At 71.9% G+C, this 25,373-nt stretch carries 21 protein-coding genes; 12 read left to right on the forward strand and 9 right to left on the reverse strand.

The window, feature by feature from the left end:
- The first annotated feature begins 41 nt into the window (after positions 1-41).
- Both CWOE_RS04850 and CWOE_RS04855 read left to right on the forward strand, forming a co-directional pair.
- Positions 42-653, forward strand: a complete 612-nt coding sequence (locus tag CWOE_RS04850) for a TetR/AcrR family transcriptional regulator (RefSeq protein WP_012932456.1) — start codon at positions 42-44, stop codon at positions 651-653.
- Positions 654-739: 86 nt separating this feature from the next.
- Entirely contained in the window at positions 740-2,167 is a 1,428-nt protein-coding gene (locus CWOE_RS04855) for a DHA2 family efflux MFS transporter permease subunit (RefSeq protein WP_012932457.1), read from the forward strand.
- Here CWOE_RS04855 and CWOE_RS04860 read toward each other — a convergent pair.
- The 3 genes from CWOE_RS04860 to CWOE_RS04870 all read right to left on the reverse strand — a co-directional run bounded on the left by CWOE_RS04860 (position 2,164) and on the right by CWOE_RS04870 (position 6,628).
- Positions 2,164-3,726 (reverse strand): Ppx/GppA phosphatase family protein, encoded by a 1,563-nt coding sequence (locus CWOE_RS04860; protein ID WP_012932458.1) that lies wholly within the window; start codon positions 3,724-3,726, stop codon positions 2,164-2,166. The genes CWOE_RS04855 and CWOE_RS04860 overlap by 4 nt on opposite strands.
- On the reverse strand, positions 3,723-6,371 hold the full coding sequence (gene ppk1 / locus CWOE_RS04865; protein ID WP_012932459.1) for a polyphosphate kinase 1: 2,649 nt from the start codon (positions 6,369-6,371) through the stop codon (positions 3,723-3,725). The genes CWOE_RS04860 and ppk1 overlap by 4 nt, the downstream gene beginning before the upstream one ends.
- Before the next feature lie 77 nt (positions 6,372-6,448).
- Positions 6,449-6,628, reverse strand: a complete 180-nt coding sequence (locus tag CWOE_RS04870) for a CsbD family protein (protein ID WP_012932460.1) — start codon at positions 6,626-6,628, stop codon at positions 6,449-6,451.
- Positions 6,629-6,790: 162 nt separating this feature from the next.
- Between CWOE_RS04870 and CWOE_RS04875 the strand changes: the two genes are divergently transcribed.
- Positions 6,791-7,648: a sigma-70 family RNA polymerase sigma factor gene (locus CWOE_RS04875; RefSeq protein WP_012932461.1), complete on the forward strand. Its 858-nt coding sequence runs from the start codon at positions 6,791-6,793 to the stop codon at positions 7,646-7,648.
- An 85-nt stretch (positions 7,649-7,733) separates the two neighbouring features.
- On the opposite strand, the gene CWOE_RS04880 is transcribed toward CWOE_RS04875, so the two are convergent.
- The gene (locus CWOE_RS04880; RefSeq protein ID WP_012932462.1) at positions 7,734-9,347 is read right to left on the reverse strand and encodes a DHA2 family efflux MFS transporter permease subunit; all 1,614 of its coding nucleotides are present in this window, start codon (positions 9,345-9,347) and stop codon (positions 7,734-7,736) included.
- The gene (locus CWOE_RS04885) at positions 9,347-9,706 is read right to left on the reverse strand and encodes a phage holin family protein (RefSeq protein ID WP_012932463.1); all 360 of its coding nucleotides are present in this window, start codon (positions 9,704-9,706) and stop codon (positions 9,347-9,349) included. The genes CWOE_RS04880 and CWOE_RS04885 overlap by 1 nt, the downstream gene beginning before the upstream one ends.
- 63 nt (positions 9,707-9,769) lie before the next feature.
- On the opposite strand from CWOE_RS04885, the gene CWOE_RS04890 reads away from it, so the two are divergent.
- Positions 9,770-10,588 (forward strand): CpsB/CapC family capsule biosynthesis tyrosine phosphatase, encoded by an 819-nt coding sequence (locus tag CWOE_RS04890; protein WP_012932464.1) that lies wholly within the window; start codon positions 9,770-9,772, stop codon positions 10,586-10,588.
- On the opposite strand, the gene CWOE_RS04895 is transcribed toward CWOE_RS04890, so the two are convergent.
- The gene (locus tag CWOE_RS04895) at positions 10,519-12,090 is read right to left on the reverse strand and encodes an O-antigen ligase family protein (protein ID WP_012932465.1); all 1,572 of its coding nucleotides are present in this window, start codon (positions 12,088-12,090) and stop codon (positions 10,519-10,521) included. The genes CWOE_RS04890 and CWOE_RS04895 overlap by 70 nt on opposite strands.
- Before the next feature lie 89 nt (positions 12,091-12,179).
- Here CWOE_RS04895 and CWOE_RS04900 point away from each other — a divergent pair, with 89 nt between their 5' ends.
- The 5 genes from CWOE_RS04900 to CWOE_RS04920 are packed head-to-tail and all read left to right on the forward strand — an operon-like array spanning position 12,180 to position 18,421.
- The gene (locus tag CWOE_RS04900) at positions 12,180-12,602 is read left to right on the forward strand and encodes a hypothetical protein (RefSeq protein WP_012932466.1); all 423 of its coding nucleotides are present in this window, start codon (positions 12,180-12,182) and stop codon (positions 12,600-12,602) included.
- Complete coding sequence (locus tag CWOE_RS04905) at positions 12,602-13,636, forward strand: lysylphosphatidylglycerol synthase transmembrane domain-containing protein (protein WP_012932467.1); 1,035 nt, start codon at positions 12,602-12,604, stop codon at positions 13,634-13,636. Before CWOE_RS04900 ends, CWOE_RS04905 begins: the two co-directional genes overlap by 1 nt.
- A 23-nt stretch (positions 13,637-13,659) precedes the next feature.
- Positions 13,660-15,198 carry a hypothetical protein gene (locus CWOE_RS04910; protein WP_012932468.1) on the forward strand — a complete coding sequence of 513 codons (1,539 nt, stop codon included), beginning with the start codon at positions 13,660-13,662 and terminating at the stop codon, positions 15,196-15,198.
- A gap of 24 nt (positions 15,199-15,222) precedes the next feature.
- Positions 15,223-16,827, forward strand: coding sequence for a glycosyltransferase family 39 protein (locus CWOE_RS04915; protein WP_012932469.1), 1,605 nt, complete (start codon positions 15,223-15,225; stop codon positions 16,825-16,827).
- A gap of 31 nt (positions 16,828-16,858) precedes the next feature.
- A complete protein-coding gene (locus tag CWOE_RS04920; RefSeq protein WP_012932470.1) occupies positions 16,859-18,421 on the forward strand; it encodes an NAD(P)/FAD-dependent oxidoreductase in 1,563 nt (520 codons plus the stop codon).
- A 73-nt stretch (positions 18,422-18,494) separates the two neighbouring features.
- On the opposite strand, the gene CWOE_RS04925 is transcribed toward CWOE_RS04920, so the two are convergent.
- A complete protein-coding gene (locus CWOE_RS04925; protein ID WP_012932471.1) occupies positions 18,495-19,886 on the reverse strand; it encodes an aminobutyraldehyde dehydrogenase in 1,392 nt (463 codons plus the stop codon).
- A gap of 110 nt (positions 19,887-19,996) precedes the next feature.
- Entirely contained in the window at positions 19,997-21,217 is a 1,221-nt protein-coding gene (locus tag CWOE_RS04930; protein WP_012932472.1) for a CaiB/BaiF CoA transferase family protein, read from the reverse strand.
- Positions 21,218-21,279: 62 nt separating this feature from the next.
- Between CWOE_RS04930 and CWOE_RS04935 the strand changes: the two genes are divergently transcribed.
- Together CWOE_RS04935 and CWOE_RS04940 are read left to right on the forward strand one after the other, a co-directional pair.
- Entirely contained in the window at positions 21,280-22,467 is a 1,188-nt protein-coding gene (locus tag CWOE_RS04935; RefSeq protein WP_012932473.1) for an acyl-CoA dehydrogenase family protein, read from the forward strand.
- 82 nt (positions 22,468-22,549) lie between these two features.
- Positions 22,550-23,233 (forward strand): GntR family transcriptional regulator, encoded by a 684-nt coding sequence (locus CWOE_RS04940; protein ID WP_012932474.1) that lies wholly within the window; start codon positions 22,550-22,552, stop codon positions 23,231-23,233.
- Here CWOE_RS04940 and CWOE_RS04945 read toward each other — a convergent pair.
- Positions 23,230-24,258 (reverse strand): LacI family DNA-binding transcriptional regulator, encoded by a 1,029-nt coding sequence (locus tag CWOE_RS04945; RefSeq protein WP_012932475.1) that lies wholly within the window; start codon positions 24,256-24,258, stop codon positions 23,230-23,232. The genes CWOE_RS04940 and CWOE_RS04945 overlap by 4 nt on opposite strands.
- Positions 24,259-24,362: 104 nt before the next feature.
- Between CWOE_RS04945 and speB the strand changes: the two genes are divergently transcribed.
- On the forward strand, positions 24,363-25,373 hold the full coding sequence (gene speB, locus CWOE_RS04950; protein WP_012932476.1) for an agmatinase: 1,011 nt from the start codon (positions 24,363-24,365) through the stop codon (positions 25,371-25,373).

Raw genomic sequence — 25,373 nt, forward strand, 5'->3', positions numbered from 1 at the left:
AGTCTTGACATCGGGTGTGAGTGAGTGCATACTCACACCCGATGTCCGCTGCGAGCCGCCAGCTCTCCACCGCCGCCGAGCGCCGCGAGGCGCTGATCGAGGCGGCGGCCGTCGCGTTCGCGGAGCGCGGCTTCCACGGCACGCCGACGACGGCGATAGCCAAGGCCGCCGGCATCTCGCAGGCCTACCTCTTCCGGCTCTTCCCGACAAAGGAAGAGCTCTACGTCGCCGCGGTCGAGCGCTGTTACGAGCGGCTCCGCGCCGCGATGCGCGCCGGTGCCGAGCGCGCCCGCGCCGACGGCGTCGACCCGCTCGACGGCATGGGCCTCGCCTACGTCGAGCTGACGCAGGATCGCACCACGCTCCAGTCGACGCTGCAGGCGTTCGCGGCCGCGGCCGGCGACGAGGGCGTGATCCGCGATGCCGCCCGCAGAGGCTATGCCGAGATGTGGGAGCTGGTGCGGAGACTGTCCGGCGCCGACGACGAGGAGCTGCGCTCGTTCTTCGCGCACGGGATGCTGATCACCGTGCTCGCCGGGATGGACGCGCCGGCGGTCGACGCGGCGTGGGTGCGCAGCCTGCTCGGCGACGAGGCGGCGCAGCAATGCGCCCCGCCGGCGGCGACACCTACCGACCCGGCTGCCGCCGGCTGAGCAGGCCGCGCGCCGGCCTCTTTTTTTGCCCACTGAGTGAGTGACTGATTACACACCATGATCCCCGAACCGAAGGAGCAGGCGGGATGACCCGCTCACGTCAGATCTGGACTTCGATCATCACGAGCATCGCGCTCTTCATGGTCACGCTCGACAACCTCGTCGTCACGACCGCGCTGCCGTCGATCCGCACCGACCTCGATGCGTCGCTCGCCTCGTTGGGCTGGACCGTCAACGCCTACACGCTCGGCTTCGCCGTGCTGCTGCTGCCGGCCGCCGCGCTCGGCGACCGGCTCGGCCGCCGCCGCGTCTTCGCGTTCGGGCTCGGCGTCTTCACGCTCGCGTCCGCCGCGGCGGCGCTCGCGCCCACGACCGAGGCGCTGATCGCCGCCCGCGCGGTCCAGGGGATCGGCGCGGCGGCCGTCACGCCGCTCACCCTGACGCTCCTGTCGGAGGCGTTCCCCGCCGGCAAGCGCGGCCTCGCGCTCGGCATCTGGTCGGGCGTCAGCGGCCTCGGCGTCGCGCTCGGGCCGCTCGCCGGCGGCGCCGTCGTCGAAGGCATCACCTGGCATTGGATCTTCTGGCTCAACGTGCCGATCGGGATCGTCCTGATCCCGCTCGCACTGACGCGCCTGACGGAGTCGCGCGGGCCGAACCGCACGCTCGACCTGCCCGGCCTCGGCCTCGCCGGCGCCGGCCTGCTCGGCATCACGTTCGGGATCGTGCGGGCGGAGGCGCTCGGCTGGACCAGCGCGACGGTGCTCGGCGCGATGATCGGCGGGCTCGTGCTGCTGGGCGCGTTCGTCGCCTGGGAGCTGCGCACGCCGGAGCCGATGCTGCCGATGCGCTTCTTCAAGAGCCGCGCGTTCAGCGCGACCAGCGGCGTCTCGCTGGCGATGTTCTTCGGCGTCTTCGGCTCGATCTTCCTGCTGGCGCAGTTCTTCCAGACTGCGCAGGACTACTCGCCGCTGGAGGCCGGGCTGCGGACGCTGCCGTGGACCGGCACGACGATGATCGTCGCGCCGCTGGCGGGGATCTTCTCCGACCGGATCGGCTCGCGGCCGCTGATGGCGGCCGGGCTGGCGCTGCAGGCCGGCGCGCTCGCCTGGCTCGCGGCGATCTCGACGCCGGACATCGCCTACGGCGCGCTCGTGGTGCCGTTCGTGATGGCGGGAGCGGGCATGGCGCTCGTGTTCGCGCCGGCCGCCAACGCCGTCCTCTCGTCGGTCCGCACGCAGGAGGCGGGCCAGGCCTCGGGCGCGACCAACACGATCCGCGAGATCGGCGGCGTGCTCGGCGTCTCGGTCCTCTCGACCGTCTTCGCCGGCGCCGGCTCCTACGCCTCGCCGCAGGCGTTCACCGACGGCCTCGTCGCGGCGCTGTGGGTCGGCAGCGCGGTGCTCGCCGTCGGCGTGGTCGCGGCGCTGCTGGTGCCCGGCCATCGCAGCCAGGCGGCGTCGGCGGCGCGCAACGGCGAGGCCGACCGCGCCGAGGCGGAGGCGGTCCCCGCCTAGCTGCGCGCGACCGTCAACGGGGCGCCGAAAGCGCGGGCGAAGAGGTCGCCCTGGCGCTCGGCGCCCCACTCGGCGACGACGGTGTCGCCGTCGGCGTCCAGCTCCAGCACGACGCCGTCGTCGTCGCCCGGTGCGCGCCGCAGCCGCGCGCCGCGCACGACCTGGTCGCGGTTGCGCTCCAGCTGCTCGGCGATCCGCAGCAGCGCGGCGCCGCGCAGCAGCAGCTCGTCGTCGCCCGGCTCGCAGAGCGCGGCGGCGCTGCCGAGCGACGGCGTGCCCTTGCGGTGGTAGCGCGCCATCAGCGCGATCAGCGCGACCTCGCGCGGCGTGAAGCCGGGCAGGCCGGAGCCGAGGATCAGGTAGCTGGAGTGCTTGTGGTGGTCGTCGTAGTCGACGGCCATCCCGACGTCGTGCAGCAGCGCCGCCGCGTCGACCAGCTCCGGCTCGCCGGGGGCCGGCAGGCCGGCGCCCGGCAGCGCCGCGACGAGCTGGTCGGCCAGCTCGGCGATGTGCTCGGCGTGGACGAGGTCGACGCCGTGCTGGCGCGCGAGGTTCGTGACGCTCGCGACGCGCACGTCGGGCACGATCGGCGGGTCGGCGGGCGCGAGCTGGTTGGCGAGGAAGATCCCCTCGCGCAGGCCGGCCTCGATCACCTCGATGCCGGGTGCGCCGGTCGCCTCCAGCACGGCCTGCAACACGACCGCCCCGCCGAGGATCACCTCGGCGCGACCGCGCTTGATGCCCGGCACGCGCTCACGCTCCTCCGGCGCGCGCTCCGCCAGCTGCTCGACGAGCGTGTCGAGCGCGTGCGGCGTCAGCACGAAGCCCTGAACGCTGTCGAGCGGGAGCTCGGCCGCGCGGATCGCCGCCGTCGCGAGGTTGCGCACCGCCCCGCCGATCCCGACGAGGTGGTCGCGCCCGGCGGTCGCGACCCACGGCGCGGTCGCGAACTGCTCCAGCGCATGCTCGCGCAGCGCCGCCATCTGCTTCGCCGAGGTCGGGCCGTCGCCGGGCAGGAATCTCTCGGTCGTGCGGACGGCGCCGAGCGGCCACGAGACGCACTCCTCCGCCTGCCGCCGCTCGACCGCGACCAGCTCCAGCGAGCCGCCGCCGATGTCGAGCACGATGCCGTCGGTCAGCGACGTCTGGTTGACCGCCGAGACGTAGGAGAACCACGCCTCGTCGCGCTGGGAGAGGATCCGGATCGGCAGGCCCGTCGCGCGCCGCGCGCGCTGCACGAACTCCTCGCCGTTGGGCGCGTCGCGGATCGCGCTCGTGCCGACGGCCTCTATCTGGTCGGTTCTGATCCCGCTCGTCGCGCAGAACGCCGCGAACACCCGCAGCGTCTCCAGCGCGTGCGCCATCCGCTGCGGCGACAGCTCGCCGTTCGGGCCGAGGTCGCCGCCGAGCCGGACCATCTCGGACAGCTCGTCGGTCCGCTTCCACCATCTGCTCTCGCCGACGGAGAAGACCACGAGCCTGAAGCTGTTGGAGCCGAGGTCGATGACCGCGGTTCTCTGGACGACCCCGCGGCCGCCGTCACGCAGGTGCTCGCTCACGCCTCTACGTGCTCGGCGCGCGCCAGGTGCGCGCGCATCAGCTCCGCCTGCACGTCACGGCGCTCGTCGCCGGGCTGGACGCGCCGGTGCGTCCAGGTGCCGTCGGCGCGCAGGTCCCACGCGTTCTCGGTGTCCGCGAGACAGCGCTCCAGCGTGTCCAGCACCTCGGCGCGCGCGTCGGCGTCCTGCACGGGGACGACCAGCTCCACGCGCGAGTCGAGGTTGCGCGGCATCAGGTCGGCGGAGCCCATGAAGATGGACGTCTCGCCGTCGCGCTGGAAGGCGTAGATGCGCGAGTGCTCGAGGAAACGGCCGACGATCGACACGACCCGGATGTTCTCGGACACGCCGGACACACCCGGGCGCAGGCAGCAGGCGCCGCGCACGTTCAGCTCGACGCGCACGCCGGCCTGCGAGGCGCGGTAGAGCGCGCGGATGCAGGCGGAGTCGACGAGCGAGTTCATCTTCATCGCGATCCGCGCCGGCTGCTCCGGCGTGTGGGCGGCGATCGTCAGGTCGATCTGCTCGATGATCCTGTCGCGCAGGTTCAGCGGCGCGACCAGCACGCGCTCGTAGCCCTCGGGCTTCGAGTAGCCGGTCAGCTGGTTGAACAGCTCGGCGATCTCGGCGGTGATCTCGTCGTCGGCGGTGAAGAGGCCGAAGTCGGTGTAGAGATGCGCGGTGCCGGCGTGGTAGTTGCCCGTGCCGATGTGCGCGTAGTGGCGTACGCCGTCGCCCTCGCGCCGCACGACGAGCACGGCCTTCGCGTGCGTCTTGAGCCCCGGCATCCCGAACGTGACGTGGACGCCGGCCTGCTCCAGCGCGCGCGCCCACGTGATGTTCTGGCGCTCGTCGAAGCGCGCCTTCAGCTCGACCAGGCCGACCGCCTGCTTGCCGCGCTCGGCGGCGCGGATCAGCGCCGGCACGAGCGGCGAGTCGTCGCTGGTGCGGTAGACGGTCTGCTTGATCGCGAGCACCTTCGGGTCCGCGACCGCCTGCTGGACGAACTGCTCGACGGTCGAGAACGAGTCGTACGGGTGGTGGACGAGCAGGTCGCGCTTACGCAGCTGGCGGAAGAGGTTCGCCGGCTTCTTGTCGTCTTCGACGAACTCCGGCGGCATCACGGGCGTCCATGGCGCGTTGCGCAGATCGCGGAAGCCGGGCAGCTTCACGACCTGCCACAGGTCGGCGTAGTCGAGCAGGCCGGCGACCTCGTAGACGTCGCTGTTCTCGATCGACAGCTCGGCGGCGAGTCGCGCGCGCAGCGTCGGGTCGATCCCGGCGCTCACCTCCAACCGCACGACCTCGCCGAAGCGCCGCCGCCGCAGCTGCGCCTCGACGGCTTCGAGCAGGTCGTCGGCCTCGTCGGAGACGGTGAAGTCGGCGTCGCGGGTGACGCGGAAGACGGCGTGGGCGACGATCTCCATCCCGCGGAAGAGCTGTTCGAGGTGGGCGGCGATGACCGACTCCATCGGCACGAGCGTGCGCGCGCCCTCGCCGATCTGCACGAAGCGGGGGAGCCCCTCCTTCGGCACCTTCACGCGCGCGAAGCGGGTCTGGTCGGTCTCGGGGTCGCGCACGAGCACCGCGAGGCTGAGCGAGAGGTTCGAGATGTAGGGGAACGGCTGCGCCGGCCCGACCGCGAGCGGCGTCAGCGCCGGGAAGACCTCGCGCTCGAAGCGGGCGCGCAGCTGCTCGCGCTCCTGCTCGTCGAGCGCGTCCCAGTCGACGATCCGGATCCCGTGCTCGGCCAGCGACGGCAGCAGCACCTCCTGGTACACGGCCGCCTGGCGCGCGCCCAGCTCCTGCACCCGCGCGGCGATCGCTCTCAGCAGCTCGTCGGGCGGGATCCCGTCGGAGCTGGTCGCCTCGATGCCGGCGTCGACCTGGTCGTGCACGCCGGCGACGCGGACCATGAAGAACTCGTCGAGGTTGGAGCTGTAGATCGCGCAGAACTTGGCGCGTTCGAGCAGCGGCTGGTGCGCGTCCTCGGCGAGCTGGAGCACGCGCTCGTTGAAGTCGAGCCACGACAGCTCGCGGTTGATGAAGTGCTGCGGATCGACCGTCTCGACGGTCTTCGTCGCGTCGGCCGGCTTGAGCCGCTCGATCGCCTCGCCGAGCTGGCCCAGCAGCGGCAGGTCGGGGAAGGCGTCGCGCAGCTGCTCCAGCGTCGCCTGGTAGTGGCGCAGCTTCTCCGGCCGCAGCCGCCCGCCGGCGGCGCGCGTGGCGCGCGCGAGCTTGTCGGCCGCCATCACGGCGGCGACCTCGCGGCCCGCCTCGATCCCCCGCGCGCGCAGCTCCGCCTTGCGCTCCGGATAGGAGTCGAGCTCCGGTCTCTCGGTCAGCGCGTCGACGCGCCGGGCGATCTCCTCGCCGACGCGCGCGGCGATCACGGAGCGGTCGACGCCGGTGTCCTCGATCAGGTCGTGCAGGACGGCTGTCGCGACGGTCGCGTCGTCGGCGCCGGCGTCGTGCAGGAGCCGGGCCGTGATCGCCACGTGCTCGACGTCGGCGGCGATGTTGCCACCGCCGTTCGCCCGGTAGGTCTCCAGCGCCAGCGCCCACGCGCTCGCGATCGTGTCCGAGTCGCGCGCGAATGCGGGCAGCTCGCCCGTGGGGGAGGCGGAGCGTGCGGTCGATGACATGCGAACGATTGTGGGCGCTGAGGGCCCGGCTCCTGTTATCGACGTGTTAACGAGTTGTGGTCAGGGCCACGTCGATGCTACTTGTCGCGGTGGAGGGCGTGGCGGAGCTTGTCGGCGGCTTCGTCGATCTTGCCCTTGATCCCGCCCTCGGCCTTGTCGACGCGTCCTTCGTTCTTGAGGCCCTCGTCGTCGGTCAGCTCGCCGGCCGCCTTCTTGACGTTGCCCTTGAGTCTGTCGACAGATCCGTCGTCGGCCATTTGAGGTCCTCCTTAGGGGGATGTGACTACATGTGGAGGGTCCCCGCTCCGCACCAGTGCTACGCGCGAGCGAAAGTGGTTGACGAAGCAATGATCTAGGCGTACAATACCTAGCACAGTAGTAGGTATTGAAAGGATCCCAAGACGAAGACCAAGGCTGACATGAAGACGCTCGCAAACCCCCACGACACCAACGACACGACGTTCGACCCGCTCCAGCTGCTGATGCGCGAGGCGCGCAACTGGCCGCTGCTGACGCCGGCCGAGGAGATCGAGCTCGCGAGACGGATCGAGCGCGGCGACCTCTCGGCGAAGGAGCGGATGGTCAATTCCAACCTGCGACTCGTGATGTCGATCGCCCGCCACTACCAGGGCCAGGGCCTCGGCATGGGCGACCTCGTGCAGGAAGGGACGCTGGGCCTGATCCGCGCAGTCGAGAAGTTCGACTGGCGCAAGGGCTTCCGCTTCTCGACCTACGCGACGCTCTGGATCCGCCAGTCGATCCAGCGCGGCCTCGAGAACACCGGTCGCACGATCCGCCTCCCCGTCCACGTCGGACAGCGTGCCCGCAAGGTCGCGCGGATCCGCCGTGAGCTGACGGCGAAGCACGGACGCGACGCGACGGACGAGGAGATCGCCGAGGCGGCGAGACTCCCTGTCGAGCAGGTGATCGAGGCCGGCAGAGCCGACCGCGAGCCGACCAGCCTCGACGCGCCCGTCGGCGAGGACGGCGACACCGCCCTCGGTGCGCTGATCAAGACCGACACCCCCGAACCCGACGAGGAAGTCGCGGACACCCTGCGCCACGAGACGGTGCAGCGTGCCATCGACGACCTGCCGGACAACGAGAAGACCGTCATCCACCTCCGCTTCGGCACGGCCGGCGAGCCGCCGCAGACGCTGACGCAGATCGGCAGACGCCTCGGCGTCAGCTCGAGCCGCGCCCGCGAGATCGAGGAGCAGGCGCTCCGTCGCCTCTCCCGCGAGACCTCGCTCTCGGCCCTGCGCGAAGCCGCATGACCCCAGACGAAAGCCCCCTCGCTACCCGCGGCCGCGCTGCTCCAGCGCGGCCGCGGCATTTAAGGAGCAGGCCGAGGCCGCTTCGCTAGGCCGTGACCGGCTCGCGCGACTCGGTCGAGGCGCCGACGAGCGCGCCGCCGGGGCAGCTTTCGCACGGGACGGCGTCGGGGCGGCGGGGGTCGCGGATCCCCGCGAGCGAGATCGCGCCGCCGAGCAGCGCGAGGCCGCCGGCGATCCCGATCCCGACGCGGAAGCCCGCGAGCGACGCGTCTGACAGCGCGGCGTCGACCTGCTGGCGCTCCGCCGCGGGCGCGCCGGGCGCGCTGTCGGTCAGCCGCTTCTCCTGCGCTCTGTCGACCGCGACCTGCGCCGCCGGGGTGAGCGTGGCGCGGTCCAGCTCGCTGTCGAGCTTCGCGCTCGCCGCGCCCGCGATCGCTGCGCCGGCTATCGCGATCGCCAGCACGCCCGCGACGCGCGCGACGGCGTTGTTGACGCCGGAGGCGACGCCGGCGTGCTCGACGCCGGCCGCGCTCAGCACCGTCGCGGTCAGCGGCGCGACGGTCATCGACAGCCCGATGCCGAACACGAGGATCGCCGGCAGCACGTCGGTCACGTAGCTCGGGTCGGTGCCGATCCGCAGCATCAGCAGCAGCCCACAGCCGGCGATCAGCGGCCCGAAGCCCATGAAGCGGCGCGGTCCGTATCTGTCGGCCAGCGCGCCGAAGCGCTTGGACAGCAGGAACATCAGCAGCGTCAGCGGCAGCGTCGCGGCGCCGGCCGCGACCGGCGACCAGCCGGCGACCTGCTGGAGGAAGAGGACGAGGAACAGCGTCGCGATGTTGAGCCCGCCGTAGAGCGTGAATGTCGAGAGGTTGCCGACCGAGAAGTTGCGCGAGCGGAACATCGACAACGGCAGCATCGGCGTCGGCGTGCGCCGCTCCCACCACAGGAACGCCGCCAGCAGCACGACGCCGGCGATCAGCGGGAACGCGACGAGCGGTGCGCCCCAGCCGCGCGCGGGCTGCTCGGTCAGCGCGAGCACCGGACCGGCGAGGCCGAGCCCGCACAGCGCCGCGCCGACCCAGTCGATCGGCGTCTGCTCGGCTCTGTGGCCCTCGGGCGCGTGGCGCAGCAGCCACAGGCACAGCAGCACCGGCCCGACGTTGATCGCGAAGATCCAGCGCCACGAGACCGCCTCCAGCAGCAGCCCGCCGCCGAGTGGGCCGATCACGGTCGCGATCCCGGTCCACGCCGTCCAGCTGCCGATAGCGGCGCCGCGCTCGTCCTCGGGGAACGTGTCCATGATCAGCGCGAGCGTGCTCGGCACGAGCAGCGCGCCGGCGACGCCCTGCAGCGCGCGGGCGACGATCAGCACCTCGGTCGTCGGCGAGATCGCGCACAGCAGCGAGCAGACGCCGAAGCCGGCGACGCCGACGCCGAAGACGCGCTTGCGGCCGAGCAGGTCGCCGAGCGAGCCGCCGAGCAGGATCAGCGAGCCGAGCGTCAGCATGTACGCCTCGACGATCCACTGCTGGGCGGAGAGGCCGCTGTCGAGGTCGTCCGCGATCGCCGGCAGCGCGACGTTCACGACCGTCCCGTCGAGGAAGACGATCCCCGAGCCGAGGATGCACGCGATCAGCGTCCACCGCTTGGCGGCCGCGCTGGGACCGGCGGCGCCGGCGGCGGCCGCCGCACCCATCAGTCGGCCTCGTCGCGGTCGAACAGCGCGCCGAGCAGCGCGTTGACCGCCCACACGATCAGCGTCGCCGCGACGCCGGCCCAGAAGCCGTCGATCTCGAAGCCGCCGACGATCCAGCTCGTCAGGAACAGCATCAGCAGGTTCACGAAGAACAGCGCGATCCCGAGCGTGAGGATGATCAGCGGTATCGCGAGCAGCGTCACGAGCGGCTTGACGAGCATGTTGACGACGCTGAAGACGAGCGCCGCGACGATCAGCGTCAGCCACTTGTCGTCGCCGGTGCGCACGCCGCTGAGCAGCTCGGTCGCGGCCCACAGGGCCGCCGTATTGCACAACCACGTGACGGCAAAGCGCTCCATCGCGTCAGATCATCCCCCACCCGGCGAAACCTGAGCCGCCTTTTGCCGTTCATAGAGGTGGACATGGACTCGGGCTTCGTCGATCTGCACGTACACCTCCTGCCCGGCGTCGACGACGGCCCGCCCGATCTCGACGCCACGCTCGAGCTGGCCGGGCTCGAGGTCGCTGACGGCGTCGTCGCCGCGACCGCGACGCCGCACGTCGCCTCCGTCGACGTCGCCGAGCTGCCGTGGCGCGTCGCGGAGGTCAACGCCGCGCTCGCGAAGGCGCACATCCCGCTCGTCGTCGAGGCCGGGGGAGAGCTGGGCGTGCGCGGCGTCCCGCGCCTCTCGGCCGAGGAGCTGGAGCTGATCGCGCACGGTCCCGCCGACGCCCGCTGGATCCTGCTCGAAGCCCCGCTGGACGGGGCGATGCGGACGCTGCACGGCGCCGCCGACCAGCTGCGCGCCGCCGGCTACGGCATCGTGCTCGCCCATCCCGAGCGCTGCCTGCCGCTGTTCGACGACGACATGCGCGGCCTCATGCGCGAGCTGGAGCGCGGCTCGCTCGCCCAGGTCAGCTCCTCGTCGCTGCTCGGGCTCCACGGCATACGCGCGCGCCGCAACGCGGCGCGGATCCTCGCCGGCGGCCACGCCGGGCTGCTCGCCTCCGACGCGCACGGCCCGCGCCGCCCGCCGTGCCTGACCGCGGCGCTGAGAGCGGCGTGCGAGCTGGGGCTCGGAGTCGAGCAGGCGCGGGCGCTCTGCGCCGACCGCCCGCGCGCGCTGCTGCAAGAAGGCTTGCGTCCGCTCGCGCCGGCGAGCGGCTCGTCCTACGTCGCGGGCAGCGACGTGTCGGTCGTGCGCAGACCGCCGTTCGGCGTCGCCGCGGCACCGTCCTGAGCGTGGGCGCGGCGTCTTCTCGGGACCGCCGCGGCCTGCGCGGCGAGCGCCGTGCCGATCCCCAGCAGCGCCCACGTCAGCGGGTCCTCCAGGAACGCGGCGTAGATCAGCGTGTGGACGATCAGCGCGACGAACGCGGCCGCGATCGCGGCGCGCGCCGCCGTCGCCGCCGCGCCTCGCAGCAGCCGGACGAGCGCCACGGCGAGCAGCGCGACATACGCGAGCAGCCCGACGACGCCCTGCTCGGCCGCGACGGTGACGGGGATCGTGTGCGACGCGACCGCCGCGTCGCCCGACGTGCGGCGGTTCTCCGTGCGGTACTCGACCTCGAAGGCGCCCGTGCCGAAGCCCTGCACCGGCTTGTCGGCGAACAGCTCGCCGCCGCCGCGCACGAGCCCGAAGCGGCCGCTGGAGGAGGCGTCGAGGTTGTCGAGGTCGACGCCGAACGTGCCGGGCGAGGCGAGCACCGCGACGCCCGCGACGGCGACGACGGCGACGACCGGCAGCAGCGTCCGGCGGACGCCCCACTGCAGCACGGCGAGCACCGCGAGCCCGGCGAGCAGCGCGACGAAGCTCGACTGCGACAGCGTCAGCACGAGGCCGGCCCACAGCGCGAGCAGCACGACCGCGCCGGCGGCGAGCACTCTCCCGCGCGTCGTGCGCAGCATCCCGGCGGCGACCGCCAGCATCGCGATCACGAGGAAGCGGCCGTAGATGTTCGGGTCGAAGAAGACCGAGTTGGTGCGGAAGTAGGTGTGCAGCTCGTTCGACGCGATCAGCTTCGGGTTGAGGAAGATGTGTCTCGTCGCGTACTCGACGTAGCCGATCCCGGAGAAGACGAGGCCGAGCCCGACGAGCACGGCGAAGCACGCCTTCAGCACCCGCGGCGTCCACTCGATCTGCGCCAGCAGCACGAACAGCAGCGCGAACGGGACGTAGAAGAACGCGATCTGCTGGAGCGCCTTGTCGAAGTCGGCCGAGTAGGTCGCCTGCACGCCGTAGAGCACGACGAACAGCGCCAGCAGCCGTTCGAGCCAGCCGGGTTCCCACGCCCGCTTGGGCTCGGGCAGCTCGGGGTCGGCGCGCAGCGCGGGCACGACGAACGCGAGCGTCCCGGCCGCGACGACGAGGTACAGCGGCACGAGCAGGTTGGAGCTGGAGCCGCCGACCTCGATCGGGATCCGGAACGGCAGCGCTGCGACCGCGAGCAGCGGCAGCAGCAGCGGGCGGCGCGTCATCAGCGCGGCCAGCAGGCCGAGCGCCGCGAGCCCGAGCACGACGGCGGCGAGCGCGGCCGTCGGGCGGTCGCGGACGGTCCGCATCTGCGGCGAGTCCCATATGTCGGAGACGAGCAGGACCGGCGCCAGCAGCAGCGCGCCGCTCATCGCGAGGGCACGCAGGCGCGTGGTGCGTGCGACGAGCGCGCACGCGACGAGCAGGACGGCGACGACGGCGCCGGCCTCGGGCGCCGGACCCGCGAGCGCGAAGGGGACCGCGAGCATGGGGCGCCGGAGTCTAGAGGTCGGCGCAGTCCGTCCTGCACGGCGCCGTGCGGTCTGCCCGCTCCGCGATCCTCTAGCCTGTGATCGCGATGCGTCGTCAGGCCCTTGCGCTTCTCCCTGCCCTGATCCTTGCCGCCGGCCTCGCCGGTTGCGGCAGCGATGGCACGAACGTCGGCCAGGGCTTCGAGGAGCCCCAGACCGGCGCCGGGACGAGGCAGGCGACCGCGTTCGACCCGCGTGATCAGACGATCGGCTGCGTCGAGCGCAAGGGCGTCAGAGCGGTCAAGGACGAGCGCTACCGCGAGCGCGTCAACATCCTTCCGACGACCTCGGGCGCCTACATCATCTTCACCGGCACGCTCCAGGACGCGCAGAGCCGGGCGCTCAACAACACCGAGGACGCCGCCGGCGCCGAGGCGATCGGTCCGGCGCTGTTCACCGTCGGGGACCTCGGCGACGAGGACCTCGGCAAGATCGAGGACTGTCTCGACGCACGAGGCGTCAGATACTGATGACGCCCGCCCGCAAGCGGATCCTGGTCGGCATCGTCTGGCTCGTGCCGATCGTCGGCGTCGTCTGGTGGGCGACCAAGCAGGAGGCGCCGACGCTGCCGTCGGACTTCGGCGGGATCATGGCGCTCGTCGGCGCGCTCGCGCTGTACACGGTCGCGACGCTGATGCGCGCCGAGCGGTGGGAGCGGATCCTGCGCCGCGCCGGCGTCAAGGCCAAGCGCGCCGACGCCTACGCGCTGACGCCGATCGGCTACATGGGCAACAACGTGCTGCCGGCCCGCGGCGGCGAGCTGCTGCGGACGTTCCTGCTCGGCTCGCGCGTCCCGGACTCGACCAAGCGCACGATCCTCGGCACGATCCTCGCCGAGCGCGTGCTCGACGCGATCGCGCTCGGGATCATCCTCGTCGTCCTCGCCTCGAACCTGCTGAGCGAGCTGCCGCCGCCGAACTCGACCGTGATCCTGATCGGCGTCGTGCTCGCGGTGCTGTTGCTGATCGCGACCGCGGTCGCGCTGCTGAAGTTCCGCGAGCGGCTGCTGTTCGTGCTGGAGGCGCTCGTGCCGATGGCACAGCCGACGAAGCAGCTGCTGAGCCGCCAGGGCGTCGTGCTGCTCGTCGTCTCGCTCGCGATCTGGTGCGTCGAGGCGAGCGTCTACATCGCCGTCGGCCACGCCGTCAACATCGAGCTGGGCCTGCAGGACGGGCTCGCCGTCGTCGCGTTCACCAACGCCGCCGCGCTGATCCCTGCCGCGCCCGGCTACATCGGCACGTACGATGCCGCGGTGATCTTCGCGGTCAATGCGGTGACCAACGCGTCCAGAAGCGCGGTCCTGTCCTACCTGATCCTGCTGCGCTTCGTGCTGTTCGTCCCGATCACGATCGTCGGCTTCGTGCTGCTCGTCGTACGCTATGGCGGCCTTTCGCGCGTGCGGGCGGCTCGTGACGCGGCGCACGCGGAGCAGCGCGCCGAGCACGAGGCCGCCGCAGCCGCACGCGCCGAGAAGCACGCGGACACCGCCGCGTCGACCGCGTGAAGCCGTCCCCCTCACCTTCCCCCGTGCCCTCAGCATCGACTGCACCGATCGAATCCTCGCCTGCCTGGCTTGACGCGCTGCGCGCGCGCCTGACGCCGGCGAACGTCCGCGAGCACGCGACCGACGGCCGCGTCTACGCGCTGCTGGCGGCGATCTCGGTCGCGATCGCGGCGCTGACGCTGCTCTACCCCTCGACGCCGACGTACGACCCGTGGGCGTGGATCGTCTGGGGCCGCGAGATCACGCAGTTCGACCTGACGACGACGGGCGGCCCGTCGTGGAAGCCGCTGACGGTGATGTTCACGACCGCCTTCGCGCCGTTCGGCGACGCCGCGCCCGACCTCTGGCTGATCGTCGGCCGCGCCGGCGCGGTGATGTCGATCATCCTCGTCTTCCGGCTCGCCTGGCGGCTGACCGGCGGCTCCCTGCCGGCGAAGACGATCGCCGGCGTGATCGCCGCGATGGCGCTGATCATCTCGTCGAGCTTCGTGCGCAACATGACGCTCGGCAACTCCGAGGGCCTGCTCGTGGCGTTCACGCTGTGGGGCATCGAGCGGCACATGGACGGCAAGTACCGGCAGGCGTTCGTGCTCGGCTTCCTCGCCGCGCTGCTGCGCCCGGAGGTGTGGCCGTTCCTCGGCCTCTACGGCCTCTGGCTGCTGCTGATCGACCGCGACCGCCGCACGCTCTGGCTCGTGATCGTGTGCGGCGTGCTGATCCCCGTGCTCTGGCTGCTGCCGGAGTACTGGGGCTCGGGCAACTTCTGGCGCGCCGCCGACCGCGCGCAGAGACCGAACCCGAACAGCCCCGCGTTCGCCGACTTCCCCTTCTGGGAGGTGATCAAGAGAACGTGGCCGCTGATGCTGACGCCGGTCAAGGCGGCCGCCGCGTTCGCGCTCGCGATCGCCGTCTGGCAGTGGATCAGAGCCCGCCGTCAGGGCGCGGTGATCGTGATCGCGCTGCTCGCCCTCGCGTGGATAGCGGAGATCGCGCTGATGACGCAGGCCGGCTTCTCGGGCAACCCGCGCTACATCATCCTCGGCACGACGCTGATCGCCGTCGTCGGCGGCGTCGGCTTCGGCTGGGCGGTCCAGATCGCGAGCGACGTCGTCGCGAGATTCGGCGGCGAGCGCCACGGCAAGGCGCTGATGCTGGGGACGGGCGTCGCCGCCTGCGTCGTCCTGCTTGGTGCGACCTACCACTGGGCCGGCCCGAAGTTCCGCACCTTCGGCGACCTCGACCGCGCGCTGCGCTACCAGGCGGAGCTGCGGATCGACCTCAGAAAGAGCCTCGCGAAGGTCGGCGGCGGCAAGCACTTCGCCGCCTGCGGCCCGGTCGCGACGGGCATGTACCAGGTCCCGATGGTCGCCTGGCACATCGACAGACACACGATGGACGTCCGGATGGACCCGGATCCGGCCGGCGGCGCCGCTGTCGCCTCGCGCTCGACCGGCCGCGCCCCGTGGGCGCCGAGAGGGCCGTTCCCGGCGGGCTACAGACTGCTCGTCCCGCAGCGCAGCACGCACCTGTACTCGACCTGTCCTCCGAAGCCTGGCGCCTAGGGCGCCGGTAACCTCAGTCCGCCGATGGCAACGGCCGCAGTCCCGAGAACCAACCGCCGCTTCGAGCTGAGAGCGCCTGACGCGCTGCTCGCGGCAGCCGCGCTGATCGTCCTCACGGCGATCTCGATCTACGTCCGCACGCGCTCGATATCGGGCTCGTTCTGGATGGACGAGGGGCTCTCGGTCGGGATCGCCTCGCACGACCTGATGGACATCCCGGGCGTGCTGAGAGAGGACGGCTCGCCGCCGCTCTACTACATGGGCCTGAACCTGTGGATGGACGCGTTCGGCCGCACCGAGACCGCGGTCCACTGGTTCTCGCTCATCTTCTCGTTGCTGACGATCCCGGCCGCGATGTGGGCCGGCTGGTCGCTGTGGGGCAAGCGCGCCGGCTACATCGGCGCGGCGATCTGCGCGCTCAACCCGTTCCTCACGTCCTACGGCGAGGAAGCGCGGATGTACTCGCTGATGGCGCTGCTGGCGCTGCTGGCGACCGCCTGCTTCCTGCACGCCTTCGCGTACCGCAGAGGCCGCGTCTACGTCGTCCTGTTCGCGGTCCTGCAGACGCTGATGCTCTACACCCACGGCTGGGGGATCTTCTACGGCCTCGCCGCCTTCCTCGCGCTGATCTTCCTGTGGTGGCGCAGCGAGGAGAGAAGAACGCTCGCGATCGAAGGGCTCGCCGCCTTCACCGCCGCGGCGATCCTGTTCCTGCCGTGGCTGCCGACGCTGCTGTTCCAAGCCGCGCACACGGCGGCGCCGTGGGGCAGAGCGCCCCGCTTCGGCGCGCCGATCCAGATCTCGCGCGACCTGATGGGCGGCGACCGCGCCTCGATAGTGATGCTGCTCGTCGGCGGCTTCGGCGCCGCCGCCGCGCTGGCCGCGAACAAGGGCAGAAACGACGGCGAGCGGCTGTCGATCTGGGTGCTGCTGCTGATCCCGATCACGACGCTGGTGATCGCCTGGACGATCTCGCAGATAACGCCCGCCTGGGTCTCGCGCTACTTCGCCGTCGCGCTCGCGCCGATGCTGCTGCTGACCGCGCTCGGACTCGCGCGCGCCAGAGTCCTCGGCCTCGTGGCGCTCGCCGCGCTCGCCGTCTTCTGGGCGAACCCGAGACCGTTCGTCGACGGTTACAAGAGCTCCGTGCGCGACATCGGCGCCGAGGCGGGATCGCAGATGAGACCGGGCGACCTGGTGATAACCGGGCAGCCCGAGCAGACCCCGCTGGCGTGGTACTACCTGCCCGCGGGACTGAGGTACGCGGACTCCGCCGGCATCGTCGACGACCCCCGTCACATGGACTGGGTCGACGCGATGGACAAGTACGAAGCAGCACAACCGCGTGATGTGCTGCCGCCGCTCCTTGATAGCCTCAGACCCGGCCAGAAGGTGCTCTTCATGCGGCCCCTCACAGAGGGCGTGGAGAACTGGTCGGCGCCCTGGACGCAGCTCGCCCGGCGCCGGTCGGCGCAGTTCGGTGCGATCCTTCAGGCCGACGCGAGACCCGGCGGCACGTTGAGACAGATCGACGTCGCACCGCAGTTCTACCGCGGCGCCTCGACGGTCGGCAACGTCGGGATTCTCTACGAGAAGGTCCGCGACCAGCCCGCGACCCAGGTTCCCTGAACTCAAGCCACGAGCGCACAGACGAACGGATATGACTGAGAACGAGACGAGACCCACCGCCCCCGCCTCCGAGGACAGCCGCCCGTACGTCGTGCTCGGCGGCGGTCCCGCCGGCCTGACCGCCGGCTACCTGCTCGCCAAGCGCGGGGAGAGAGTGATCGTGCTCGAGTCGACCGACCAGGTGGGCGGCATCGCGCGCACCGAGGTGCGCAGAGCGCCGAACGGCGGCGAGTACCGCTTCGACCTCGGCGGTCACCGCTTCTTCACGAAGGTCAGAGAGGTCGACGACCTCTGGCTGGAGATCATGAAGGGCGAGTTCCTGCTGCGCCCGCGCCAGTCGCGCATCTACTGGCGGCGCAAGTTCCTCCAGTACCCGCTCGAGGGCATGGACGTGCTGAAGAAGCTCGGCCCGGTCGACCTGATGCGCGCCGGCGGCTCGTACCTGTATGCGGCGGTCAAGACGAAGGTCCGTCCGCAGCCGGAGGAGACGCTCGACGTCTGGGTCTCCAACCGCTTCGGCAGATGGCTCTTCACGCAGTTCTTCAAGACCTACACCGAGAAGGTGTGGGGCGTCCCGACGTCCGAGCTGCGCGCCGACTGGGCCGCGCAGCGGATCAAGGGCCTGTCGTTCTTCTCCGCCGCGAAGGCCGCCTTCCTCGGCAACAAGGGCAACGAGATCAGATCGCTGATCGGCGAGTTCCACTACCCCAGATTCGGCCCCGGCCAGATGTGGGAGAGAATGAAGTCCGACATCGAGACCAGAGGCGGCGAGGTGCGGATGAACGCACCCGTCACGAGAGTCCTCATCAGAGACGGCGTTGCGACCGGCGTGATCGCCGGCGGCGAGACGATCGAGGCGAAGGCCGTGATCTCGTCGCTGCCGCTCGGCGTGACGACGAGAATCACCGACCCGGAGGCGCCCGCCGAGGTCCGCGACGCCGGCCGCGGGCTGCGCTACCGCGACTTCCTCACGGTCTCGCTCGTGATTGACGGCAGAGACCTCTTCCCCGACAACTGGATCTACATCCACGAGCCGGGCGTGAAAGTCGGCCGGATCCAGAACTTCCGCTCGTGGAGCCCGTGGATGGTGCCGAACGACGACGAGGCGTCGATCGGCATGGAGTACTTCTGCTTCGAGGGCGACTCGCTCTGGAACATGAAGGACGAGGATCTCGTCGAGCTGGCCAAGAGCGAGCTCGGCCAGATGGGCCTCGGCGACCCGTCGAAGGTCACGATGGGGTTCGCGACGCGCGTTCACAAGGCCTACCCGGTCTACGACGGCGAGTACGCGAGAAACCTCGAGGTCGTCAAGGAGTGGCTCGCGCAGACGCCGAACCTCGTTCAGGTCGGCCGCAACGGTCTGCACCGCTACAACAACTCCGACCACTCGATGCTGACCGCGATGCGCGCGGTCGACAACCTGCTCGACGGGACCAGACACGACATCTGGGCCGTCAACGCCGAGGCCGAGTACCACGAGGAGGACGGCTCCTCGACCGGTGGCCAGGGCGACCGCAACGCCGCCAACCCGTACCCGTACAGAGAGGCCCCGCCGCTCAACGAGCGCGAGGCCGCGACCGAGTCCGCCTCCTAGCGGCGACCCGGCCCTGCACGGCACGCTTCGAGAGCCCCGCCGACCGGCGGGGCTCTCTGCGTTCCGGGCTCGGTCAGCCGCCGATCCGGATCGCGACGTGCTTGACCTGCGTGTAGTCCTCGAGCGAGAACGCCGACAGGTCCTTGCCGTAGCCGGACTGCTTGTAGCCGCCGTGCGGCATCTCGGGCGTGATCGGGGCGAGGTGGTCGTTGACCCAGACGCAGCCGAACTCCAGGCGGCGGGCGGCGTCGAGGGCGCGGCCGGCGTTCTCGGTGAAGATCGAGGCGGCCAGGCCGTAGCGCGAGTCGTTGGCGTAGGCGAGCGCCTGCGCGTAGTCGTCGACCTGCTGGACCGTCACGACGGGTCCGAAGACCTCGTTCTGGACGATCTCGCTGTCCTGCGCGACGCCGGCGAGGACGGTGGGTGCGACGAACGCGCCGCCGGCCGGGCCGGCGGCGCGGTCGCCGCCGGTCAGGACGGTCGCGCTGGCCGCGACCGCGCGCTCCACGAATCCGAGCACGCGCCGCTGGTGAGCGGGCGAGATGACCGGACCCAGCTCGATCTCGTCGCCGTCGGCCGGGTCGCCGACGCGCAATGACGCGACGGCCGGGACGAGCTGTTCGAGCAGCCGGTCGTAGATGCCCGCCGTGGCGATGACGCGGCACGCTGCGACGCAGTTCTGGCCGGCGTTCTCGAAGCCCGCGACGCGCAGCGCGGCGACGGTCTGATCGAGGTCGGCGTCGTCGAGCACGATCGCGGGCGCCTTGCCGCCCAGCTCCAGGTGGACGCGCGTGAGCGTATCCGCCGCGGTGCGGGCGATCGCCGTGCCGGTGGCCGAACCGCCGGTGACCGAGACGAGCCCGATCGCGGGATGCGCGACGAGCGCCTGCCCGACGGTCGGGCCGTCGCCGGTGATCACGTTCAGCACGCCCGCGGGGATCGTGTCGCGCGTGAGGTCGGCGAGCGCGAGCAGCGACAGCGGCGTGCCCTCGGCCGGCTTGAGGATCTGGACGTTGCCGGCGGCGAGCGCCGGACCGAGCTTCCACACCGCCATCAGCAGCGGATAGTTCCACTGGGCGATGCCGGCGACGATGCCGATCGGCTCGCGCCGCACCATCGACGTGTAGCCGCGCATGTACTCGCCCGCGGCCTTGCCCTCGAGGATGCGCGCCGCGCCGGCGAAGTAGCGCAGCACCTTGCAGCAGGCGTCCATCTCCCCGCGCGCGGCCGGCAGCGGCTTGCCGGCGTTGGCCGACTCCAGCCGCGCGAGCTGCTCGCGCTCGGCCGCGATCGCGTCGGCGATCGCCAGCAGCACGGCGGCGCGCTCGCGCGGCGTGCTGTCCGCCCACTCCGGCCAGGCGGCGCGGGCCGCCTCGACGGCGGCCTCGACGTCCGCCGGTCCGCCCTCGGGCACGACGGCGATCGAGCGGCCGGTCGCCGGGTTGAGGATCGTGCGGCTCGCCACGCCGCCACCCTACACTGAACAACTTTCAGCGAGATGCGCGGTTGCGGCGCGGAGCGTCCGGTCGAGGCGAGCCGCTCAGGCGAGACCGCGAGCGGCTCGCCTCGCGCAGCTCAATCCGCGCCGAACAGCCGCAGCGCCTCGTCGGCGCCCAGCTCGCCGAGCGCGGGCGGGGCGCTGTCGTGGCGCGGGGGCGAGGCCGACATGCGGACCGGGTTGCGGGCGACGCGCGCCGGCGCGGCGGCGTCGGCGGCGGTCGGCAGCGGAGGCAGCTCGGCGATCGGGTCGAGCCCGAGCCGCTGCGCGAGCGCGAACGCGCCGGCGAGGTCGTTGACCTCTCCTGCGGGCACGCCGACGGCGAGCAGCCGCTCGCTCCACGCGCCGGCGGGCGCGGTGGCGAGCCGCTCCTCCAGCAGCGCGCGCAGCGGCTCGCGCGCGGCGACTCGTGCCGGGTTCGTCGCGAAGCGGGGGTCGGCGGCGAGCGCGGGCACGCCGAGCACGTCGCAGAGCTTCGCGAACTGGCGGTCGTTGCCGACGGCGACGATCAGCTGCGTCGCGTCGCCGGCAGCGTAGAGGTCGTACGGCGCGATGCTCGGGTGGCTGTTGCCCATGCGGCCGGGGACGACGCCCGCCGCGGTGTACGCCGACGCCTGATTCACGAGCGCGGCGAGCAGCGACGACAGCAGGTCGATCTCGATCCGCTGGCCCTCCCCCGTCGCGCTGCGGTGGCGCAGGGCGGCGAGGATGCCGGTCGTCGCGAACAGGCCGGTTATGACGTCGACGAGCGCGACGCCCGCCTTCTGCGGGTCCTCGGGGCGGCCGGTGACCGACATCAGCCCGCCGACCGCCTGCACGAGCAGGTCGTAGCCGGGCATCGCCGCGCCCTCGCCGGAGGAGCCGAAGCCCGTGATGGTCGCGTAGACGAGGCCGGGGTTGGCGGCGGAGAGCGTCGCGTGGTCGAGTCTGAGCCGTTCCATCACGCCGGGCCGGAAGTTCTCGACGACGACGTCGGCGCGGGCGGCCAGCGCTTGCGCAGTCGCGAGGTCGGCGGGGTCTCTGAGGTCGAGCGCGAGCGACCGCTTGTTGCGGTTGACGGAGAGGAAGTAGGTGGCGGTCCCGGCGGCATCGTGCGGCGGCCCCCATGCGCGCGTGTCGTCGCCCGCGCCCGGCCGCTCGACCTTCACGACGGTCGCGCCGTAGTCGGCCAGCAGCATCGTCGCGAGCGGGCCGGCGAGCACGCGCGAGAAGTCGAGCACGAGCACGTCGCCGAGCGCTCGGCCGCCGACGCTTGCGCCGCCCGCCGCGCCTCCGGCTGGTTCTCTCCTCGAAGTCATGATTAGATTTTATAAGAATTCTGCCTCGCCCCGCCACGAGCCCGCCCCGGAGGACTTCCCGCATGACCGCTTCGACGACCGCCCCGCCGCCGCTCCGCCCCAACGACTACCTCGGCATCGACGCGCTGCTGAGCGACGAGGAGCGCGACATCCGCGACGCCGTGCGCGCGTTCGTCGCCGGTGAGGTCGTCCCGCACGTCGGCGAGTGGTTCGAGCAGGCGACGATCCCGCGCGAGCTGGCCAACAGACTCGGCGACCTGAACGTGCTCGGCATGCACCTGACCGGCTACGGCTGCGCGGGCGCGAGCGCGACGGCATACGGCCTCGCCTGCCTGGAGCTGGAGGCCGGCGACAGCGGCGTGCGCTCGCTCGTCTCCGTCCAGGGCTCGCTCGCGATGTTCGCGATCTGGCGCTGGGGCTCGGAGGAGCAGAAGCAGCAGTGGCTGCCGCGGATGGCCAGAGGCGAGGCGATCGGCTGCTTCGGGCTGACCGAGCCCGACTCCGGCTCGGACCCCGGCTCGATGCGCACGCGCGCCAGACGCGATGGCGACGAGTGGGTCCTCAACGGCCAGAAGATGTGGATCACGAACGGGACGATCGCCGACGTCGCGGTCGTCTGGGCGCAGACCGACGACGGCGTCCGCGGCTTCCTCGTGCCGCGGGGCACGCCCGGCTTCAGCGCGCCGGAGATCCACAAGAAGCTGTCGCTGCGCGCGTCGGTCACGAGCGAGCTGGTGCTCGACGACGTGCGCCTGCCCGACAGCGCGCGGCTGCCGGAGGCGACCTCGCTGCGCGGGCCGCTCTCCTGCCTCAACGAGGCGCGCTACGGGATCGTCTGGGGCGCCGCCGGCGCCGCGCGCGCCTGCTTCGAGGCGGCGCTCGACTACTCCAAGACGCGGATCCAGTTCGACAAGCCGATCGCGTCGTTCCAGCTCGTGCAGCAGAGACTCGCCGAGATGGCCGTGAAGGTGAACCAGTCGACGCTGCTGGCACTCCACCTCGGCCGCCTCAAGGACGCGGGCACGCTGCGTCCCGAGCACGTGTCGATGGGCAAGCTGGCGAACGTCAACGCCGCGCTCGACGTCGCCCGCACCGCCCGCCAGGTGCTCGGCGCGAACGGGATCACGCTCGAGTACCCGGTGATCCGCCACATGAACAACCTCGAGTCGGTCGTCACCTACGAGGGCACCGCCGACGTCCACGCGCTCGTGATCGGCCACGCGCTGACGGGGATCCAGGCCTTCCGATGATGCGCGACCGCTCGGCCTGCGGCCTCGGGTCGCGTCGGGAGAGCTCGCCCAGGGGGCTCGTTCTCCCGGCCGGGGCGCTCCTGTGAGCACGCGGCCAGCCGCGCGGCCGCACCGCACCTCGCAGGAGCACGCGGTCGAGTGGCTGCGCGGCGCGATCGTCGCGCGCGAGCTGAGACCCGGCCAGCGCGTCGGGCAGGAGGAGGTCGCCGAGCGGATCGGCGTCAGCGTCGTGCCGGTGCGCGAGGCGCTGCGCGTGCTGGAGCAGGAGGGGCAGTTGACCTACCTGCCGCGGCGCGGCTACTTCGTCACCGAGCTGAGCGTCGCCGACCTCGACGAGATCTACGCGCTGCGCGCCGTGCTGGAGGCGCGCGCGGTGCGCCACGCGCTGCCGGCGCTCGACGCCGAGGCGCTGGACCGGATGGCGCGCGCCGCGCGCGACTGCGTCGACGCGGCGCTGGCCGGCGACGTCGCGGCGGAGCTGGAGGCGAACCGCCGCTTCCACTTCGCGATCCTCGAGTCGCCCGATCAGCCGCACGTGCTGCGGCTGATCCGCGTGCTGTGGGACTCGACCGAGTCCTACCGCGCGCTCTACTACAACTCAGAGCAGGAGCGCAACAACGCGGTCGCCGCGCATGACCGCATCATGGCGGCGGTGCGGGAGGGTGACGCGGAGCTGCTCGTCTCCGAGCTGGACGCCCACCGCGAGCGCGCGCTGACGGTGCTGCGGGGGATCCTCGTCGACCCCGTCGACCCGGCCGGCGGCTAGCCCTGGCCGCGCCGCGTCGAGCTGCGCGCGATCACGCGGTGCGGCACGATCACGTGGCGCTGCGCGGGCTCCTGCTCGTCAAGCAGGTCGACCAGCAGACGGGCCGCGCTGCGGCCGATCTCCTCCGGGTGGAGGTTGAGCGTCGTCAGCGACGGGTTGACCTGCTCGGGCGCCTGGCTCTCGGTCGCGGTCGTCGCCAGCAGCAGGTCGTCGGGCACCTTCACGCCGCGGGCGTCGGCGGCCATCAGCGTGCCGAACGCGAGCCGGTCGTAGGTCGCGAAGATCGCGTCGGGCGGCTCGGGCCGCGACAGCAGGTCGAGCGCGGCGTCGTAGCCGGCGCGCTCGGTCAGGTCCGGCGCGGTCGTCTTCACCAGCGGCTCGATCCGCCGCTCGTCGCACCACGCGCGGTACGCGCGCTCGACGTCGGAGGTGTAGGAGATCTCTATCGGGCTCGTCATCAGCGCGATCCGTCTGCCACCGCGCCGCTCGAGGTGGTCGAGCATCGACGACGCGCCCGCTATGTGGTTGTTGTCGACCCAGTAGCCGCGCTCGCCCGTGCCCGGGTCGCGGCCGGTCGTCACGACGGTGATGCCGGCGCGCCGCAGCCGTTCGACGAGCGGGTCCTCCCTCACCGGGTCGACGATGATCGCCCCATCGACGGCGATCCCGCCGCTGGGGTCGAGCGCGCCGTCGGCCGGCGCGAGCACGAGCGCGTAGCCGTCTGCGATCGCCTCGGTCGAGGCGGCCATCATCAGCTGTGCGAAGTAGGCGAAGTCCGACGCGGCGAACGGCGGCCCGCCCGCTTGGGAGACGGCGAGACCGAGCAGGCCCGTTCTGCCGACGACGAGGTTTCGCGCCGTCACGTTCGGCCGGTAGCCGAGCTGGTCGGCGACGTTGCGCACGCGCAGGCGGGTCGCTTCGGGCAAGCGGCCCTTTCCGTTCAGCGCATGTGAGACGGTCGTGACCGACACCCCCGCCGCGGACGCGACTTCCTTGATGCCGATGCGCTGACTTCTGATCCCCATGGAGACACAGACTATCCCGCGGAGCGTTGACATTGCAAAAGCGTTTTGTCTAACCTGCTCTGTCAGAGATGCAAAAACGTCTTTCCAATGAGGAGGGAAAGGCTGTGTCAAGCACGACCCCTGAGCCGATCGACCCGACGATGTGGACGAGCCTGCTGCACGCCGGCCTGGTCGGATCGTTCCTGCGGCTGCCGCACGTCGCCGCCGACACCGACGCGCTGAAGGCGCACGGTGCGAAGGCCGCGATCTACGGCCTGCCGTGGGACGCCACCAACATCAGCCGCACGGGCGCCAACTACGGCCCGAGGGGCATCCGCGAGGTGTCCGCGCAGTTCCTGACGTACAACGCCACGCTCGACTTCGACCTGCTCGATCTCAAGCCGGTCGACACCGGCGACTGCGACGTCGTGCTCGCCAACGCGGTCGAGACGTTCGCCCGCGCGCAGGCCGACATCGGCGCGATCCTCGACGCGGGCGCGCTGCCGGTGACCTTCGGCGGCGACCACTCGATCACGATCCCCGCCGTCCGCGCAGTGCGCGAGCGCGTCGCGGACCCCGGCCTCGTGCTCGTCGACATGCACCTCGACACCGCGCCGGACGTCGGCGGCGAGGAGCTGAACCACTGCTGTCCCGTCACGCGCGCCGTCGACGCCGGCTTCGACCCCGCGAAGATCGCGCTCGTCGGCATCTCCGGCTGGATGAACCCGCGCACCGAGCTGGCGTACTGCAAGGAGCAGGGCATCACGATCATCTGGCTCGAGGAGATCTGGGAGAAGGGCGCCAAGTGGGCGGCCGACAAGGCGCGCGAGATCGCGGGCGCCGGCGACGGCATCTACCTCTCCTTCGACGTCGACTCGCTCGACGCCGCCTACGCGCTCGGCACCTGCTGCCCCTCGCCCGGCGGGCTCACCAGCCGTGAGGCGATCGAGATCGTCCGCGGCGTCTCGCGCGACGGCCTCGTCGGCGTCGACGTCGTCGAGGCGGCCCCGAGCCTGGAGGCCGGCGCGACCTCGCCGACCTGCTCGATCGCCGGCCGCGTCGCGCTCGAGGCGATGGCGTTCCACGGCGGCGCACAGGCCGGGCTCGACCGCCTCCTCGCAGGAGAGCGGAGCTAG

The organism is Conexibacter woesei DSM 14684, from assembly GCF_000025265.1.
GTDB classification, from domain to species: Bacteria; Actinomycetota; Thermoleophilia; order Solirubrobacterales; family Solirubrobacteraceae; genus Conexibacter; species Conexibacter woesei.